Genomic DNA, 16,683 nt, shown 5'->3' on the forward strand with positions numbered 1-16,683 from the left:
CCGGTAAATAAAAAGACTCGCATTTACTTATCGGATATTAACTTTTATTGTCCTTTTCGTATGCATGGTTTTTTAATAAAAAGTGCGGTTAACAGAATTAATTTATCCTTTCGTGCGCTTAAAATAAAAAACCGGCACAATGGCCGGCTTTAATTAATAACGGTAATAAATCAACTACTGAACTGGCGGAATAACGCTTTGCCTTTCAGCAGACGTAATCCCAACCAGCCGCCGCACAGCGAGAGCAATATTCCCCCGCACAGCGGCAGCGTAATCCACAGACGCCAGTCAGGCTCCCACGGAAAATCAAACACTTTAGTTTGCAGCACGGCGAGTGCCGTCTCTGCGCCGATTGCGGCCACCAGACCAGACACCAGCCCAAGCAGCGCAAACTCCGCCCACAGCGTGGTACGCAGCAGTGACTTCCCGGCACCGAGCGTGCGCCATACCACCAGTTCCTGATGACGCTGGCGCATCCCAACCTGCACCTGCGCCAGCAGCAACAGTACGCCGCACAGCGTCACCAGCACCACCATCACCTCCAGCGCCCGACTGACCTGCTCAAGTACCTGTCCAACCTGTTTCAGAATCGCGCCGATATCCAGCAGGCTGACGGTCGGGAATTCGCGGTTAAGCTGCGTTAACAGCGCATTACCGCTATCCCAGCGGAAGCTGGTCAGCCAGCTTTGCGGCTGACCGTCGAGCGCACCGTTCGGGAAGATAAAGAAGAAATTAGGCCGCAGGCTTTCCCAGTCCACCTTGCGCAGGCTGCTCACCCTGGCGCTGAATGCCTGAGTATCGCCGGTGAAGGTCACCTTATCGCCAATACCCACGTTCAGACGCTTCGCCAGCCCTTCTTCAATCGACACCTCACCCGCTTTCGGCGGCCAGCTCCCCGCAGTGACGGTATTGTGATCCAGCACCTGGCTCTGCCAGGTCAGGTTCAGTTCACGGTTGAGCGCTTCATCTTTGTTGCCGTCCGTCGACTGACCGTTAATCGCCGTCAGGCGTGCCCGGACGATAGGATAAAACGCGGACGGAATCACCTGGTGGTCGGCCAGAAACGCTTTTACCGACCCCACCTGCTCCGGAGCAATATTGATCAGAAAATAATTGGGGCTCTCCGGCGGAAGCTGCTGCTGCCAGCGGTCCAGCAGATCGCCGCGCAGCACCAGCAGCAGCGCCAGCAGCATAAAGGAGAGGGAAAACGCCGCCAGCTGGCTGAGCGTGGACCACGGCTGGCGCAGCAGGCGACTCACCGCAAGGCGCAGCGCCAGCGACTTCAGCGTGACGCGCCGGAGCATCTTCAGCAACAGCCAGCCTACCAGGCCACACAGTATGGCCAGCACCACCGCGCCTGCCAGCACCGACCACAGCAGCATCGAGCCCCCCATCAGCGCGGCCAGCAGGAGAACGACAACAATCGTCATCAGCGGAATATAGATTTTCAGCGGCCAGACGTTCGCCACCGCATCACGCCTCAGCACGCGCAGCGGCTGGGTCGCCAGTAGCAAACGCCATGGTCGCATCCCCACCAGCGCCGAAATCACCACCATCGCACCGGTTGCCCACAGCCAGGGCCACAGGCTGGCCGGCGGCAGCGCCGCGGGCAGCACGGGTTTGAGCAACACCATCAGGATGTTTTCAAACACCCGCCCCATCGCCCCGCCGGTAACCAGCGACAGCAGCAACAGCATCGCCCACTGCCCGAGGATCAGCTTGCGCAGCTGCGCGCGTCCGGCACCGAGCGTTTTCAGCACCGCCACTAAATCGTAGCGACTGCGGCAGTAATGCCCCATCGCCACCGCCACGGCGGCGACCGCCAGCAGCAGCGTCAGCAGAGCGGAGAGCAGAAGGAACTGCTGGGAGCGTTCGAGCGATTTACCGAGTGCACCTTCATCCTGATCGAGCCCAATCCAGCGCTGATCGGGTTTGAGCTGCGGCAGCAGCCATTTTTCGTAAGCACTGATTTGCTGCGGCGTTCCGCCAAACTTGTAGCGCCAGCCGACGCGGCTGCCGGGCTGAACGGCGCCGGTCTTCGCGACGTCGGCCATATTCATCATCAGGCGCGGTGCCATCTGGAAAGGATTGAAGCCAGAGTCAGGCTCCTGGACAACAGCACCGGCTATCCGCAACGTGGCATCGCCCACGTCGATGGTGTCGCCCGGTTTGAGGTTCAGGAGCGCCATCAGACGTGGGGCAAGCAGCACCGTTCCGGGCTGCGGCTTCAGGCCTGGCGGATCGGTTTCCAGTTCGCCATACATCGGGTAAACATCCTCTACCGCTTTCACGTCTGCCAGCTGCGGCGTGTTGCCCGCATAAGTCATGGTGGCGAAACTCAGTTGCTCCCCGACTTTCAGCCCCTCTTCTCGCGCTTTCGCCAGCCACTCTGGCGGCACGGCACGAGCAGTACGCAGCGTTCTGTCTCCGGCCATAAACTCGCGGCTCTGCTGGCTGAGCCCTTTGTCCATGCGGTCGCTGATGTTGCCGAGCGCCAGCACGCAGGCAACCGCCAGGCTCAGCGCCAGCCAGACAATCAGCAGCGAAGGCGAGCGCCACTCGCGCCAGAACCAGCGGGCAATCATGACTCCTCCCGCAGCTGTCCGTTCACCAGGCGCAGCCTTCTGTCGCAACGTGCCGCCAACTCCGGATCGTGGGTGACCAGAATCAGCGTGGTGCCATGCTCGCGGTTAAGGGAAAACAGCAGTTCAGCGATACGATCGCCGGTTTGTCGGTCGAGATTGCCCGTCGGTTCGTCGGCAAACAGTAAATCAGGCCGTCCGTTGAAAGCGCGGGCCAGCGCCACGCGCTGCTGTTCCCCACCGGAAAGCTGCGCCGGAAGATGATGCAGGCGTTTGCCGAGCCCGAGCTGTTCCAGCAGCGCTTTGGCGTGAACGCGTCCCTGGCTGTCGCTTTCTCCGCGCAATAGCGCCGGAAGTTCGACGTTCTCCAGCGCATTGAGCGTCGGGATAAGCATAAAGGACTGAAAGACAAAGCCGACATGGCGGGCGCGCAGCGCGGCGCGGGCCTCTTCGTCCATCCTGTGCAGCGGCTGACCGACCAGCGTAACTTCGCCACTGCTGCCGTCGTCGAGCCCGGCGAGGATCGCCAACAGCGTGGATTTCCCGGAGCCGGATTCCCCCACCAGCGCGAGCGTCTCCCCCCGTTTGACAAGCAGCTCAACTCCGGTAAGGATGGAAAGCTCCTGCTCCCCCTGACCGACGGATTTCTTAAGATGATGAACTTCAAGTATGTTTTCCGCTGGCATCTGCCGTTCCTGTTATTGTTGCTGTTAACCTGCCGCGCCGCGTTTGCCGACACGCTGTTAATCCTGGGTGACAGTCTGAGCGCCGGGTATCGCATGGCGGCGAACGCCGCGTGGCCCGCGCTCCTGAATGAAAAGTGGCAGCCAAAGACCGAAGTTGTCAACGCCAGCATCAGCGGGGACACCTCTCAGCAGGGGCAGGCACGTTTACCTGCGCTGCTGAAACAGCACCAGCCGCGCTGGGTGCTGGTCGAACTCGGCGGCAACGACGGCCTGCGCGGATTCCAGCCGCAGCAAACGGAACAAACGCTGCGCACCGTCATCAGCCAGGTGAAGGCCGCCAACGCCGAGCCGCTGCTGATGCAAATTCGCCTGCCTGCTAACTACGGACGTCGGTATAATGAGGCCTTTAGCGCGATTTATCCGCAGCTTGCGAAAGAGTTTGATATTCCTCTGCTGCCGTTTTTCATGGAAGAGGTCTATCTGAAGCCGCAATGGATGCAGGATGACGGTATTCACCCCAATCGTGACGCTCAGCCGTTCATCGCCGACTGGATGGCGACACGCCTGGCTCCCTTAGTTAAACACGACTCCTGAAACTCAGGCGTTATCCTCAGGTAAAGTTATGCAAAAAACGGTCTTAATTACAGGATGTTCCAGCGGAATTGGGCTGGAAAGCGCGCAGGAACTGAAGCGTCAGGGCTTTCAGGTGCTGGCCGCCTGCCGCAAGCCGGAAGACGTAGCGCGGATGTCGGGTATGGGGTTCACGGGCATTCTGCTCGATCTGGATTCGCCGGAAAGCGTGGACCGTGCGGCCGACGATATCATTCAGCTTACCGGTAATCGCCTGTACGGCATTTTCAATAACGCCGGTTTTGGCCTGTATGGCCCGCTCAACACCATCACCCGCCCGCAGCTTGAGCAGCAGTTTTCCGCCAACTTCTTTGGTGCGCATCAGCTCACCATGCGCCTGCTGCCCGCCATGGTGCCGCATGCTGAAGGCCGTATCGTCATGACCTCTTCGGTAATGGGGCTGATTTCGACCCCGGGCCGCGGCGCTTATGCCGCCAGCAAATACGCGCTGGAAGCCTGGTCAGATGCTCTGCGCATGGAGCTGTGCCATAGCGGCATTAAGGTGAGCCTGATTGAACCGGGGCCCATCCGCACCCGCTTCACGGAAAACGTCAACCAGACTCAGGCCGATAAGCCCGTCGAAAATCCAGGTATTGCCGCACGCTTTACCCTTGGGCCGGAGGCAGTGGTTGAAAAAGTGCGCCATGCTTTCACCAGCGAGAAGCCGAAGATGCGCTATCCGGTGACGATGGTGACCCACGCGGTGATGGTGCTTAAACGCCTTCTGCCGGGCCGGATGATGGACAAAATTCTGCGGGGCTGAGTTGAAGGTTTCGCCTTCGCCCCCATGTAACAGAGAAATCGACTAAAGAGAACGCCTCATGTCTGCACAATATATCGTTAACATTACCGAAGCGAACCTGCACCAGACGCTGGAGCAGTCTGCGACCGTGCCCGTCCTGTTCTACTTCTGGTCGCCGCGCAGCCAGCACTGCGAGCAGTTAACTCCCGTGCTGGAAGGTCTTGCGAATCAGTACCAGGGCCAGTTTATTCTGGCGAAGCTCGACTGCGACGCCGAACAGATGATTGCCTCCCAGTTCGGCCTGCGCGCGATCCCAACGGTCTATCTGTTCCAGAACGGCCAGCCGGTAGACGGTTTCCAGGGCCCGCAGCCGGAAGAGGTTATCCGTAACCTGCTCGATAAAGTGCTGCCGCGTGAAGAAGAACTTAAGGCCCAGCAGGCAATGGCCCTGATGCAGGAAGGCAATTACGCCGACGCGCTGCCGCTGCTGAAAGAGGCCTGGCAAATGTCAAATCAGGACAGCCAGATTGGCCTGTTGCTCGCGGAAACCCAGATTGCGCTGAACCGCTCGGAAGACGCCGAAGCCACCCTGAAAACCGTGCCGCTGCAGGATCAGGACACCCGCTATCAGGGGCTGGTCGCACAGATTGAGCTGCTGAAACAGGCCGCCGATACGCCGGAAATCCAGCAGCTGCAGCTGCAGGTGGAAGCCAACCCGCAGGATGCGGCGCTGGCCTCTCAGCTGGCGCTCCAGCTGCATCAGGTTGGGCGTAACGAAGAAGCGCTGGAGCTGCTGTTCAGCCATCTTAAAAAGGATCTTGGCGCGGCAGATGGCCAGGCACGCAAGATGCTGCAGGAAATTCTGGCGGCGCTGGGCACCGGCGATGCGCTGGCGGCGAAATACCGCCGTCAGCTCTATTCTTTGCTTTATTAACTGACACATTGCCGGGTGGCGTCTTCGCCTTACCCGGCCTACAAAAACCAAATCTGCCTGGTGCCCCGTAGGCCTGATAAGTGAAGCGCATCAGGCAATCAACCGCCGGGGGTCATCAAACGACTACGGCTTTTTCAGCTGCTTCACCACCAGCTGATGGCGCGAGTTGTAGAATTTCCGGTAGGTCAGGTAGCAGGCAATAATGGTCGACAGGCTTGCGGTCGAGAGCAACATAAAGGTCACCATTATCTGATACTTAATCGCCTTCACCGGGTCTATTCCGGCAAAAATCAGCCCCGACATCATCCCTGGTAAGCTCACCAGCCCCACCGTTTTAGCGGAATCCACCGTCGGGATCAGCGACGCGCGAATGCTCTCGCGAATCAGATGCTGCGAAGCCACTTTCGGCGTAGCGCCGAGGCTCAATTTTTCCTGAATTTGCTGCTGTTGGCTGCTAAAGCGCTGGCCAAGATTGTTGTAGCACAGCCCTACGGCAATCATCGCATTGCCCGCAATCATCCCGGAAATCGGGATCACCTGCATCGGCGTGAAGGTAATCGCCCCGGAAAAAATCAGCACGGCCAGGGTCAGCCCGGCCCCGGTGGTAATGGCGATAAAAGAAGAGACAAACGCATGGCTGATGTATTTACTGCGCTTTTGCGCGTTGTACGCGGCGTTGAAGCAGATGAACAGCACCATCAGCAGGGTGAGAATCGCATCGTTAACGCTGAAAATCGTTTTCAGCACGTACCCCACCGCAACCAGCTGCACCACCGCCCGGCAGATGCTCCAGAGAATGTCTTTTTCCAGCGTCAGCTTTTCCCGGTAGCTGACGATAATCGCCACCAGCACCAGCACCATGGATAACGCCAGCGATTCATTGGAAATGTTATGCCCGGTCATGAATCTGCTCCTCCATGCCACCCGCATGCGGTTTAAGGGTAATCACATCGTCCGCATGACCGATTTCACCAGCGTCATGGGTGACCCACAGCAGGCCCACGCCCTGCTCTTTCACGTAGCGCTGAATAATCTCGTTCACGTTATGCTTATTACTCTCATCCAGTGCGCTGGTTATTTCATCCAGCAATAATACTCTGGGTAAAAATTGCAGATTCCGAATCAGCGAAATACGCTGTTTTTCCCCGCCAGACAGTTCATTAATTGATTTTTTCAGCGTCTCTTCCGGCAAATTAAATTGCGCCAGATCGGCCAGCAATTTTTCCGGCTGTGGGCGCCGATCGCGTATTTGCCACGGAAAAAGTAAATTGTCGTATACCGTATCGCCAAACAGCGCAGGGGTTTGCGCGCAGTACGAAACCTGCTGGCGATAGGTTTCAGGAGAGAGGCGCGTAATATCCTCACCGCAATAAAGGATGGATCCTGACGTCGGGCTCAGCAGCGAAGCGATAATTTTTAGCAGCGTACTTTTCCCACTGCCGGAAGGGCCCGTTATCAGAGTGAACTGCCCTTCGCGTAATACCAGATTGATGTTATTTAACAGCGGAATGCCGTCGGGCTTAAAACCCAGTTGGTTGACCTGTAATAATGCCTTCATTCTTTTCTCATTTTTCGCGCTTATTCCGTCGGTATTGTAGGCCTGCGCCCTTCGCGCTGAGAAGGATAAAAGTTATACTTTCAGGTATCGGGCTGACGAAGGCAGTCGGCCGCCTTGCAAAAACAGGAGGTTTTTCATGCTCGTCTTTATTCCCGTCCTGATCTTCGTCGCGCTGGTGATTGTCGGCGCCGGCGTCAAGATTGTTCCTCAGGGCTATCAGTGGACCGTTGAGCGTTTTGGTCGTTATACCAAAACCTTGCAGCCCGGCCTGAGCCTGGTGGTGCCGTTTATGGATCGCATCGGCCGCAAAATTAATATGATGGAGCAGGTGCTGGATATCCCTTCTCAGGAAATCATCTCTAAAGATAACGCCAATGTAGCCATCGACGCAGTCTGCTTTATTCAGGTGATTGATGCCCCCAAAGCGGCGTACGAAGTGAGCAACCTGGAGCTTGCGATCATCAACCTGACGATGACCAATATCCGTACCGTGCTTGGCTCGATGGAGCTCGATGAAATGCTCTCCCAGCGCGACAACATCAACACCCGTCTGCTGCATATCGTCGATGAAGCCACGAATCCGTGGGGGATTAAAATCACCCGTATCGAAATTCGCGACGTGCGTCCACCGGCCGAGCTGATTGATGCGATGAACGCCCAGATGAAAGCTGAACGAACCAAGCGTGCCTATATTCTGGAGGCCGAAGGGATCCGCCAGGCGCAGATCGTCAAAGCCGAAGGTGAGAAGCAGTCGAAGATCCTGAAAGCGGAAGGCGAACGTCAGTCCGCATTCCTGCAGGCTGAAGCCCGTGAACGTTCCGCCGAGGCGGAAGCCCGCGCCACGCAGATGGTATCCGAAGCCATCGCCGCCGGGGATATTCAGGCGGTGAACTACTTCGTGGCACAGAAATACACCGACGCGCTGCAGCAGATTGGCTCGGCCAACAACAGCAAAGTGGTGATGATGCCACTGGATGCCAGCAGCCTGATGGGCTCCATTGCCGGGATCGCTGAACTGGTGAAAGACAGCGCCAGCGAACGGAGAAAATGATGATCGACGCCCTGCTCGTTCACCCGCATATTTTTTGGTTAAGCCTCGGCGGCGTGCTGCTGGCGGCGGAAATGCTCGGCGGGAATGGCTATCTGCTGTGGAGCGGCGTGGCGGCGATCGTCACCGGACTGCTGGTCTGGCTGCTGCCGTTTGGCTGGGAGTGGCAAGGCGCGCTTTTCGCCGTCTTAACGCTACTCGCCGCATGGCTCTGGTGGCGCTGGCTGGCAAGCCGTGTCAGACAGCAGCCACGGGCCGACAGCCAGCTCAATCAGCGCGGTCAGCAGCTTGTCGGAAAAGTCTTTACCCTGGACTCCGCACTCAGCAACGGACGCGGGCATATGCGCGTGGGCGACAGTTCATGGCCGGTGACCGCCGATGACGATCTCCCCGCGGGCGCCCGCGTGGAAGTGATTGCCGTGGAAGGGATTACGCTGAAGGTTCGCCTGCACTAACTTTTTTTACGATGACAGCAGCCGGAAAGATTATCGATAATCGGGCAGTCGGCGCTGTCATCGCCGGGACAGGCCTCCGCCAGCGCCAGTAGCTGTTCACGCATTCCCTGCAATTCCTTAATATGCTGCTCAATATCCGCCACCTTCTGCAAGGTACGCGCTTTGACATCCGCGCTGTGGCGAGCCGGATCGTTAAACAGATTCACCAGTTCCCCGCACTCTTCCAGATTGAATCCCACCTGGCGGGCCTGACGCAGCAGCGTCAGCTCATCCAGATGTTTTTGTGAGTAGCTGCGGTAGCCGTTATCGCTGCGCAGCGGCGGTGTGACCAGGCCCTTCTCCTCGTAAAAACGAATCGCTTTACTGGTCAGGCCGGTTTTTTTCGCCACATCGCTGATATTCATTTTTCCCCCCACAGGGCTGTCACCTCGCAGACCCACCTCTGCTTATTGTAAGGCCAACCCGGTAAGAACCAACCTCTTACGAAGACAATCTGCATGTTTAAAAAATATATCCCTCATGTTTCAAGCGGTTGTTAGCCGCACCGTATTTTCCCAACGTGATGTAGCTCACAGAAAATTGCTTACCTTCCGTTACGAATTGACGCAAATCAAAGTTGCATTCGTTTTACATCTTCACGTCTGGACGTCCCCGCACGCCCTTTGTATAAATGCGAACGATATTAATTATCATTAAAATCAAGGTTCACGTTTATGATGCGAAGGACTTGTCAGGGGCGCGTTATGCTCTCCACAATTTCAGTTTTGATGGCAGGCACAGCCAGTGCCGCTTCTTTGACGACAGCACAGACGAAAGCGAGCACTGAAGAGACGCTGGTGGTTACCGCGAATCGTTCGGAAAGCACCCTCTGGAGCAGCCCGGCGACAGTCCAGGTTATCGATCGCGAGACGCTGGAGAAATCCACGAGCACCTCTATTGCCGACGACCTGCAGGACATTCCCGGCGTTGAAGTTACGGACAACGCCCTGGCGGGCCGCAAACAAATTCGCATCCGCGGCGAAGCTTCTTCACGCGTGCTGATCCTGATTGATGGTCAGGAGGTTACCTACCAGCGCGCAGGTCAAAACTACGGTGCGGGGCTGCTAATAGATGAATCCGCATTAGAGCGTATTGAAGTGGTGAAAGGCCCCTACTCGGTTCTGTATGGCTCACAGGCGATTGGCGGTGTCGTCAACTTCATCACGAAAAAAGGGGGCGACAAACCGTTAGCCGGCGTGGTGAAGGCCACCTACAACTCAGCGACCGCGGGCTGGGAGGAATCTGCCGCCGCCTGGGGCAGCATCGGGCAATTCGATTATCGTATCAACGGGAGTTACTCCGATCAGGGCAACCGGGATACGCCGGATGGTCGCCTGCCGAACACCTCTTTTCGTAACAACAGCCAGGGCGTATGGCTGGGTTACACCGTAGACCGCCACAAGTTCGGGCTCTCGGTCGACCGCTATGAGCTGAGCACCCAGACCTGGTACGACGATCCCACCTACGAAGAGTTCAGCGTTAAGCTCCCGGAGCTAAAGCGTGAAAAAGTGGGCCTGTTCTATGATTTTGACGTCGCGGGCGACTACCTGAAAACCCTGCACGTTGATGCCTACACGCAAAATATCAAACGTAAATTTGAGAATAATGTTGCCGTCAACACGCCAACCGGTAGCCCGATGATCGGCGATCTGCGCGTGGCGAACCGGACCCGTTCGCAAGATAAGCAGGAGACGCAGGGCGTTACGCTGCAATCAAACTTCAGCCTTCCGGGCGATAACAATCTGGTGCTGGGCGCTCAGTATCAGCGAGACACGGTTAAGCAGACATCCCAAAGCTCGACGGACTCCTCCAGCACCAGCGGCTTCCCGGCCGCCGTCAACTACAGTAAAAACACGCTCGCACACAACCGCTCCGAACAGACAAACTGGTCGGTGTTTGGGCAGAACGACTGGAAGTTTGCCGATAGCTGGACCTGGACGCTGGGCGCTCGCCAGTACAGGCTCTCCTCAAAGCTCACCTCCGGCGATGAAACCACCACGCACTCGCAGACCGGGACAACCTCTTCTTCGCTCGGGGGCGACAGCGCACGCGATAATGAATGGGTGACCTCCACCAGCCTGCGTTACTCCGGTATCGATAATCTGGAGCTGCGCATGGCCTTTGCGCAAGGCTACGTCTTCCCGACGCTGAGCCAGCTGTTTATGCAAACCTCTGCGGGCGGTGGGGTGAATTATGGCAATCCGGATCTTAAAGCAGAACACTCAAACAACTATGAAATTGGCGCGCGTTACAACGGCAACCTCTGGGTCGTGGACGGCGCGGTTTACTATTCTGAGGCGAAAGATTACATCGCCTCGATGGCCTGTTCCGGTCAGAGCATCTGTGACGGCAACAGCAATAGCTCACGTACTGGCTATTACCACTATGACAACATCGATCGCGCCAAAACCTGGGGGATGGAGCTTACCGCGGAATACAACGGCTGGGCGGTTTCCCCCTATCTGAGCGGGAATATTCTGCGCCGCCAGTATGAAGGCAGCACGCTCAAAACATGGGATACCGGTGAACCGTTGATCAACGGGCGTGTCGGCGTGAAGCGCACTCAAATGTGGAATACCCTGAACATCACCACCGATCTCTTTGTGCGTGCCGCCTCCAGCGCCTCGGACAAAACCAGCGATGCCGGGACACGCTACCCGGGCTGGGCAACGCTTAACCTGGCCTTCAACACCGAGTTTGGACCGCAGGATCAGTACCAGGTCAACCTTGCCCTCAATAACCTGACCGACAAACGTTATCAAACCGCCCATGAATCCATTCCGGCAGCAGGCTTTAACGCCGCAGTGGGCTTTGCATGGAAGTTCTGACCATGAAAAAAAAGCTTACCGCTCTTTTGCTGCTTTGCGTTGCTGCGGCCAGCCACGCCGGTGACCGTATTGTGGTTGCCGGCGGTTCGCTCACCGAAATTGTTTTTACCCTTGGTGTCGGTGAGCGCGTCGTCGGCGTAGATGAGACAACCTCCTGGCCACCGGAAACCGCCAGCCTGCCTCACATCGGCTACTGGAAGCAGCTCAGCAGCGAAGGCATTTTATCGCTGCATCCGGATACCTTTATTACCTGGCAGGATGCCGGTCCGGATGTAGTGCTGAATCAGCTACGAGCACAGAAGATCCACGTTGTTACGCTCCCGCGCGTTCCCGCCACGCTGGACAGGATGGTTGCCAATATTCAGACGCTGGGCAGCGTTCTGGGCGCTGAGGATAACAGCAATGCGCTTATCGCTGATATCCGCCAAAGGCTGGAACGGGTGAAACAGGCAAATCGCGATAAAACGCCGGTTCGCGCAATGTTCATTCTTTCTGCTGGCGGCAGCGCCCCACAGGTCGCGGGAAAGGGCAGCGTGGCCGATGCCATTCTGACCCTTGCCGGTGCTCAAAATGTGGCAACCCATACGCAGTATAAAAGCTACAGCGCAGAGGCCATCCTGGCGGCGAATCCTGATGTCATCATCGTCACGAACGAAATGGTTCAGGGCGATGTGAATCGCCTGAGCACCATCGCAGGCATGACCCGCACCGCCGCATGGAAAAAACAGCGCATTATCACCATCGACCAGGCGTTAATCCTGGGCATGGGGCCGCGCATTGCCGACGCCGTGGAAACGCTGCACCAGCAGCTCTGAGTAAAAAAGGACTTAACGCAGTAATGATTACTCCCCTCGATCTCACCCCGCACTTTGCGCAGGAAGGCGGGCAGCCATTTAAAGATCGTCATGCCACCATGCCGTGGCGCGGCGCGATGCCTGTCGCCAAAGAAGCCCTTCAGTCCAGCTGGCAGGGGCTGCTGAACCAGGCAACGCCTGCCCGCAAACGACTTCTTTATTTGCATATTCCCTTTTGCGCCACGCACTGCACCTTTTGTGGCTTCTACCAGAATCGCTTTGAAGAAGATCATTGTGCCCTTTACACCGATGCCCTGCTGCGTGAAATCGCGATGGAAGCCGACAGTCCTCTTCATCAGTCGGCCCCCATTCATGCTGTCTATTTCGGCGGCGGGACTCCTTCCGCCCTCTCTGCGCGCGATCTTGGCCGTATTATCACCGCCTTGCGTGAACAGCTGGCGCTGGCGCCCGATTGCGAAATCACGATTGAAGGCCGGGTACTGAATTTTGATGATAATCGCATTGATGCCTGTCTGGATGCGGGCGCCAATCGGTTCTCCATTGGTATTCAGTCTTTCAACAGCAAAATCCGTAAAAAAATGGCCCGGACCTCCGATGGCCCGACGGCACGCGCCTTTATGGAAGGGCTGGTGAAGCGCGATCGCGCAGCGGTAGTGTGCGACCTGCTGTTTGGTCTGCCGGGGCAGAGTGCAGAATTGTGGGCGGAAGATTTAGCCATTGCCCGGGATATCGGCCTGGACGGTGTCGATCTGTACGCGCTAAACCTGCTGCCACAAACCCCGCTGGGTAAAGCTGTGGCCGCCGGACGCGTCACCCTTCCCTCTCCCGCCGGGCGTCGCGATCTCTATCTTCAGGGCTATGAATTTATGGAGCAGGCTGGATGGCGCTGCATCAGCAACAGCCACTGGGCGCGTACCACCCGTGAGCGCAACCTGTACAACCTGCTGATAAAACAAGGTGCAGACTGCCTGGCGCTGGGATCAGGGGCTGGCGGATCGGTCAACGGCTGGTCGTGGATGGTCGAGCGCAACCTTAACGCCTGGCATGACGCTATCGCCGCCGGAAAAAAACCGCTCATGATGATGATGCGTACTTCGGAGCAAGGCTTTCAGTGGCGGCACGCGCTGCAGGCTGGCGTCGAAACCGCTCGTATCCCGCTGGCTGAACTCACCCCTCACGCAGCGGAACTCGCCCCGCTGCTGGCGCAGTGGCATAAAGCAGGCCTGACCAAAGATGCCTCCAATTGCATCCGCTTAACGCGCGAAGGCCGCTTCTGGGCCAGCAATATTTTGCAGTCGCTTCAGGAACTGATTCAGCAACTTAATACGCCACGCATTGTGGTCAGACAATCATAAAAAGGAGTAACCCATGAGCCATGTCTCTTTACACGATTTCATGAAAACCGAGCCTGACGGCACCCTGGAAGCGATTGCTGCACAGTATGGCGTGACGCTGCTGGAGGTGGTGAAAAACCTGCCGTCGCATACGCTGCTCAACGGCGATCGATTCGATGCCGTATGGGACAGCATCGCTGAATGGGGTAACGTGACCACGCTGGTGCACACCGCTGACGTGATTCTGGAATTCACGGGTGAACTGCCCTCCGGTTTTCATCGCCACGGTTACTTCAACCTGCGGGGTAAAAAGGGGATGACGGGCCATATCAAAGCAGAGAACTGCACCCATATCGCGCTGGTCGAACGTAAATTTATGGCAATGGATACCGCCTCGATTCTGTTCTTCAACGCCGCAGGCAGTGCGATGTTTAAAATTTTCCTCGGACGCGACGACCACCGTCAGTTGCTGGCCGCACAGGTTGAGGCTTTCCGCGCGCTGGGGCAGACGCTCAAAGAGGCAACGGTATGAAACCATGGTTAATTTTTGGGGCTGGTGGCACGGGCGTCGGTGCGCTGACGGCTGACATCGCGCTTCAGCAGCAACGCCCGGTTTACGCGCTGGTACGCAATCCACAAGCAGCAGAGCGCCTGCGGGCAAAAGGCGTTCAGGTTGTTGTAGGAGATGCCTGCGACGGTGAACGAGTGGCGGAAATTTGCGCGCGGGCGGGAAACCGCGCTCTGGTTATCTCAACCCTGGGTGGCGAGGCTGAATATCTGGCGAACCGCACCATCATTGATACAGCTGAACGCGCCGGTCTCAACCAGATGATTCTGGTGACCTCACTGGGCTGCGGCGACAGCTGGTCCTGGCTATCCGATCGCGCCAAGGCGGCCTTTGGTCAGGCGGTTCGTGAAAAGTCACTGGCCGAAAGCTGGCTGCAAACCAGCCCGCTCGATTTTGCCATTGTGCGCCCGGGCGGTCTGCTTAACGGCGCGCCAACGGGTAAAGCTGAACGCTCGCAGAGAAAAGAGGCTCATGGTCTGGTGATGCGTGCCGACGTTGCCGCACACGTTGCTGAGCTGGCTGGGCAGCCGTTGCTGAACAACCAGATTTATAGCCTGACTGAGCCGGGGCTGAAACCCGCCTGATGTCCTGGCGGCAGTGAAAGCTGCCGTCCCGGAGGGAGATTTGCCTGTTGAAGGATTCACTTTCATCGCTGAGCGTCTGTATTGGGCTGGCCTTCATCCTCTTCGCGCTGACGCTGGTGGCAGCCAGCCAGGGGGCGATGAAGATTGGTTTACTGTCCCTGATGGACGAGACCCGTCGCGATATCTGGCTCAACATCCGTTTGCCGCGCGTACTGCTGGCCGTTCTGGTTGGCGGTGCGCTGGCGGCGTCCGGCGTGTTGATGCAAGGGCTGTTTCGTAACCCCATGGCGGACCCCGGTCTGCTGGGGGTAAGCAGCGGTTCCGCGCTGATGGTTGGTGTAGCGATTGTCTTCCCCGTCGCGCTGCCCGCCATGTTTATGCTCTATGAGCAGATGATGTTCGCCATTGGCGGCAGCCTCATCGTCTGCGCGGTCATTTTTTTAATCAGCATGCGTCATTCCCACGGCGGAATGATGCAGCTTTTACTGGCGGGCATCGCCATTAATGCCGTGTGTGGTGCAGCCATTGGCGTACTGAGCTACGTCGGCGACGAACAGCAGCTGCGCCAGCTCACCCTGTGGATGATGGGCAGCCTCGGTCAGGCACAATGGCCGACGCTGGCAGTAGCGGCAAGCGTGATTCTGCCAGCGCTTATTGGGACGCTGTGGCTGGCTAACGCCCTGAATCTCCTTCAGTTGGGTGATGAAGAAGCCCACTATCTTGGCGTTAACGTCAGGCGCAAAAGGCAGCATCTGTTGCTGCTCAGCTCAGTGCTGGTCGGCACGGCAGTCTCCGTCAGCGGCGTCATCGGATTTATTGGGCTGGTCGTGCCTCATCTTGTGCGCATGCTCCTCGGTGCCGATCACCGCTGGCTGCTGCCCTGCTCAACCCTTGCGGGCGCCTGCCTGCTCCTGGTGGCAGACACGCTGGCACGCACGCTGGTACAGCCGGCAGAGATGCCGGTGGGCTTACTCACCAGCCTGCTTGGCGGGCCCTGGTTTCTGTGGCTGATTTTGCGAACAAGGAGGGGAATATGATTGAAGCGCATAAGCTTAGCTACAGCATTCAGGGACGCAAGCTGACCGATAACGTCTCTTTCACCCTGCCCGGTGGCGAAATCGTGGCGATCCTCGGCCCTAACGGTGCAGGAAAATCAACCCTGCTGCGCCAGCTGACCGGCTACCTGAAACCTGATACCGGCGAATGCCGGCTGTTTGGCAAACCGATCGCAGCATGGCAGACCGCCGAGCTGGCAAAAACGCGGGCCGTGATGCGGCAAAACAGCCACATGGCTTTCCCGTTTAGCGTGCTGAAAGTGATTCGCATGGGGCGGCACCCGCACCGTTCCCGCAATGGACATGATGAGACCGGACACATCATAGCCCTGTGCGGCTGCGAAACGCTGCTCTCGCGTGATTATCGTCATCTGTCAGGCGGCGAGCAGCAGCGCGTTCAGCTCGCGCGTTTGCTGGTCCAGCTCTGGGAGCCCGTGCCGTCGCCAAAATGGCTGTTTCTCGACGAGCCCACCTCAGCGCTCGATATTCATCACCAGCAGCAACTGTTTCGCTTACTGCGAACGCTGGTGAATGAGCGGCAGTTTAATGTCTGCTGCGTGCTGCACGATCTCAACCTGGCTTCCCGCTATGCGGACAGGCTCCTCCTGCTGGAAGAAGGAAAAGTCGTGGCCAACGGTACGCCGCAGGCGGTTCTCACCCGGAGCCAGTTAACACGGCTGTATCGCGCGGATTTGTCTGTCCAGACCTCGCCAGACGATCCTGCACCGCTGATTGTGCTCGAACGTTAATCCCTTTGACAAAACCCCTTGACCTTCCAGTTGCTGGAAGGTTTAACCTTTATCACAGTTGGTAAATTCACTGAGG

Annotated in this window: 17 protein-coding genes; 12 read left to right on the top strand and 5 right to left on the bottom strand. The window is 57.5% G+C overall.

The annotated features are described in order from the left end of the window. Nucleotides 1–170: 170 nt before the first annotated feature. Complete coding sequence (gene ybbP, locus RTU33_RS00860; protein ID WP_312624664.1) at nucleotides 171–2,585, bottom strand: putative ABC transporter permease subunit YbbP; 2,415 nt, start codon at nucleotides 2,583–2,585, stop codon at nucleotides 171–173. Next, nucleotides 2,582–3,268 carry a putative ABC transporter ATP-binding protein YbbA gene (ybbA, locus tag RTU33_RS00865; RefSeq protein WP_312624666.1) on the bottom strand — a complete coding sequence of 229 codons (687 nt, stop codon included), beginning with the start codon at nucleotides 3,266–3,268 and terminating at the stop codon, nucleotides 2,582–2,584. Before ybbA ends, ybbP begins: the two co-directional genes overlap by 4 nt. Here ybbA and tesA point away from each other — a divergent pair. The 3 genes from tesA to RTU33_RS00880 are packed head-to-tail and all read left to right on the top strand — an operon-like array spanning nucleotide 3,236 to nucleotide 5,574. Further along, nucleotides 3,236–3,862 (top strand): multifunctional acyl-CoA thioesterase I/protease I/lysophospholipase L1, encoded by a 627-nt coding sequence (gene tesA, locus RTU33_RS00870; protein ID WP_312624668.1) that lies wholly within the window; start codon nucleotides 3,236–3,238, stop codon nucleotides 3,860–3,862. The genes ybbA and tesA overlap by 33 nt on opposite strands. 28 nt (nucleotides 3,863–3,890) lie before the next feature. After that, nucleotides 3,891–4,661 carry an SDR family oxidoreductase gene (locus RTU33_RS00875; RefSeq protein ID WP_312624669.1) on the top strand — a complete coding sequence of 257 codons (771 nt, stop codon included), beginning with the start codon at nucleotides 3,891–3,893 and terminating at the stop codon, nucleotides 4,659–4,661. A gap of 58 nt (nucleotides 4,662–4,719) precedes the next feature. After that, nucleotides 4,720–5,574, top strand: a complete 855-nt coding sequence (locus RTU33_RS00880; RefSeq protein WP_312624670.1) for a co-chaperone YbbN — start codon at nucleotides 4,720–4,722, stop codon at nucleotides 5,572–5,574. 123 nt (nucleotides 5,575–5,697) lie between these two features. On the opposite strand, the gene fetB is transcribed toward RTU33_RS00880, so the two are convergent. Continuing rightward, nucleotides 5,698–6,477: an iron efflux ABC transporter permease subunit FetB gene (fetB, locus tag RTU33_RS00885; protein ID WP_312624672.1), complete on the bottom strand. Its 780-nt coding sequence runs from the start codon at nucleotides 6,475–6,477 to the stop codon at nucleotides 5,698–5,700. Further along, nucleotides 6,464–7,132 (bottom strand): iron efflux ABC transporter ATP-binding subunit FetA, encoded by a 669-nt coding sequence (gene fetA, locus RTU33_RS00890; protein ID WP_312624673.1) that lies wholly within the window; start codon nucleotides 7,130–7,132, stop codon nucleotides 6,464–6,466. Before fetA ends, fetB begins: the two co-directional genes overlap by 14 nt. Before the next feature lie 136 nt (nucleotides 7,133–7,268). On the opposite strand from fetA, the gene RTU33_RS00895 reads away from it, so the two are divergent. After that, a complete protein-coding gene (locus RTU33_RS00895; RefSeq protein WP_097161571.1) occupies nucleotides 7,269–8,183 on the top strand; it encodes an SPFH domain-containing protein in 915 nt (304 codons plus the stop codon). Then, nucleotides 8,183–8,635 (top strand): NfeD family protein, encoded by a 453-nt coding sequence (locus RTU33_RS00900; RefSeq protein ID WP_312624907.1) that lies wholly within the window; start codon nucleotides 8,183–8,185, stop codon nucleotides 8,633–8,635. Before RTU33_RS00895 ends, RTU33_RS00900 begins: the two co-directional genes overlap by 1 nt. On the opposite strand, the gene cueR is transcribed toward RTU33_RS00900, so the two are convergent. Next, complete coding sequence (gene cueR / locus RTU33_RS00905; protein ID WP_312624674.1) at nucleotides 8,632–9,039, bottom strand: Cu(I)-responsive transcriptional regulator; 408 nt, start codon at nucleotides 9,037–9,039, stop codon at nucleotides 8,632–8,634. The genes RTU33_RS00900 and cueR overlap by 4 nt on opposite strands. A 339-nt stretch (nucleotides 9,040–9,378) precedes the next feature. Between cueR and RTU33_RS00910 the strand changes: the two genes are divergently transcribed. The 7 genes from RTU33_RS00910 to RTU33_RS00940 are packed head-to-tail and all read left to right on the top strand — an operon-like array spanning nucleotide 9,379 to nucleotide 16,607. After that, nucleotides 9,379–11,502 carry a TonB-dependent receptor plug domain-containing protein gene (locus RTU33_RS00910; RefSeq protein ID WP_409438211.1) on the top strand — a complete coding sequence of 708 codons (2,124 nt, stop codon included), beginning with the start codon at nucleotides 9,379–9,381 and terminating at the stop codon, nucleotides 11,500–11,502. Then, on the top strand, nucleotides 11,490–12,317 hold the full coding sequence (locus RTU33_RS00915; RefSeq protein ID WP_312624676.1) for an ABC transporter substrate-binding protein: 828 nt from the start codon (nucleotides 11,490–11,492) through the stop codon (nucleotides 12,315–12,317). Before RTU33_RS00910 ends, RTU33_RS00915 begins: the two co-directional genes overlap by 13 nt. 23 nt (nucleotides 12,318–12,340) lie before the next feature. Then, nucleotides 12,341–13,672, top strand: coding sequence for a heme anaerobic degradation radical SAM methyltransferase ChuW/HutW (gene hutW, locus RTU33_RS00920; RefSeq protein WP_312624677.1), 1,332 nt, complete (start codon nucleotides 12,341–12,343; stop codon nucleotides 13,670–13,672). A 13-nt stretch (nucleotides 13,673–13,685) separates the two neighbouring features. After that, a complete protein-coding gene (gene hutX, locus RTU33_RS00925) occupies nucleotides 13,686–14,183 on the top strand; it encodes a heme utilization cystosolic carrier protein HutX (RefSeq protein ID WP_312624678.1) in 498 nt (165 codons plus the stop codon). Next, complete coding sequence (locus RTU33_RS00930; RefSeq protein WP_312624679.1) at nucleotides 14,180–14,803, top strand: SDR family oxidoreductase; 624 nt, start codon at nucleotides 14,180–14,182, stop codon at nucleotides 14,801–14,803. Before hutX ends, RTU33_RS00930 begins: the two co-directional genes overlap by 4 nt. Nucleotides 14,804–14,847: 44 nt before the next feature. After that, nucleotides 14,848–15,840, top strand: coding sequence for an iron ABC transporter permease (locus RTU33_RS00935; protein WP_312624909.1), 993 nt, complete (start codon nucleotides 14,848–14,850; stop codon nucleotides 15,838–15,840). Beyond that, a complete protein-coding gene (locus RTU33_RS00940) occupies nucleotides 15,837–16,607 on the top strand; it encodes a heme ABC transporter ATP-binding protein (RefSeq protein WP_312624680.1) in 771 nt (256 codons plus the stop codon). The genes RTU33_RS00935 and RTU33_RS00940 overlap by 4 nt, the downstream gene beginning before the upstream one ends. Nucleotides 16,608–16,683: the final 76 nt, after the last annotated feature.

Origin of the sequence: Scandinavium sp. (assembly GCF_032012665.1) — a bacterium.
GTDB lineage: Bacteria > Pseudomonadota > Gammaproteobacteria > Enterobacterales > Enterobacteriaceae > Scandinavium.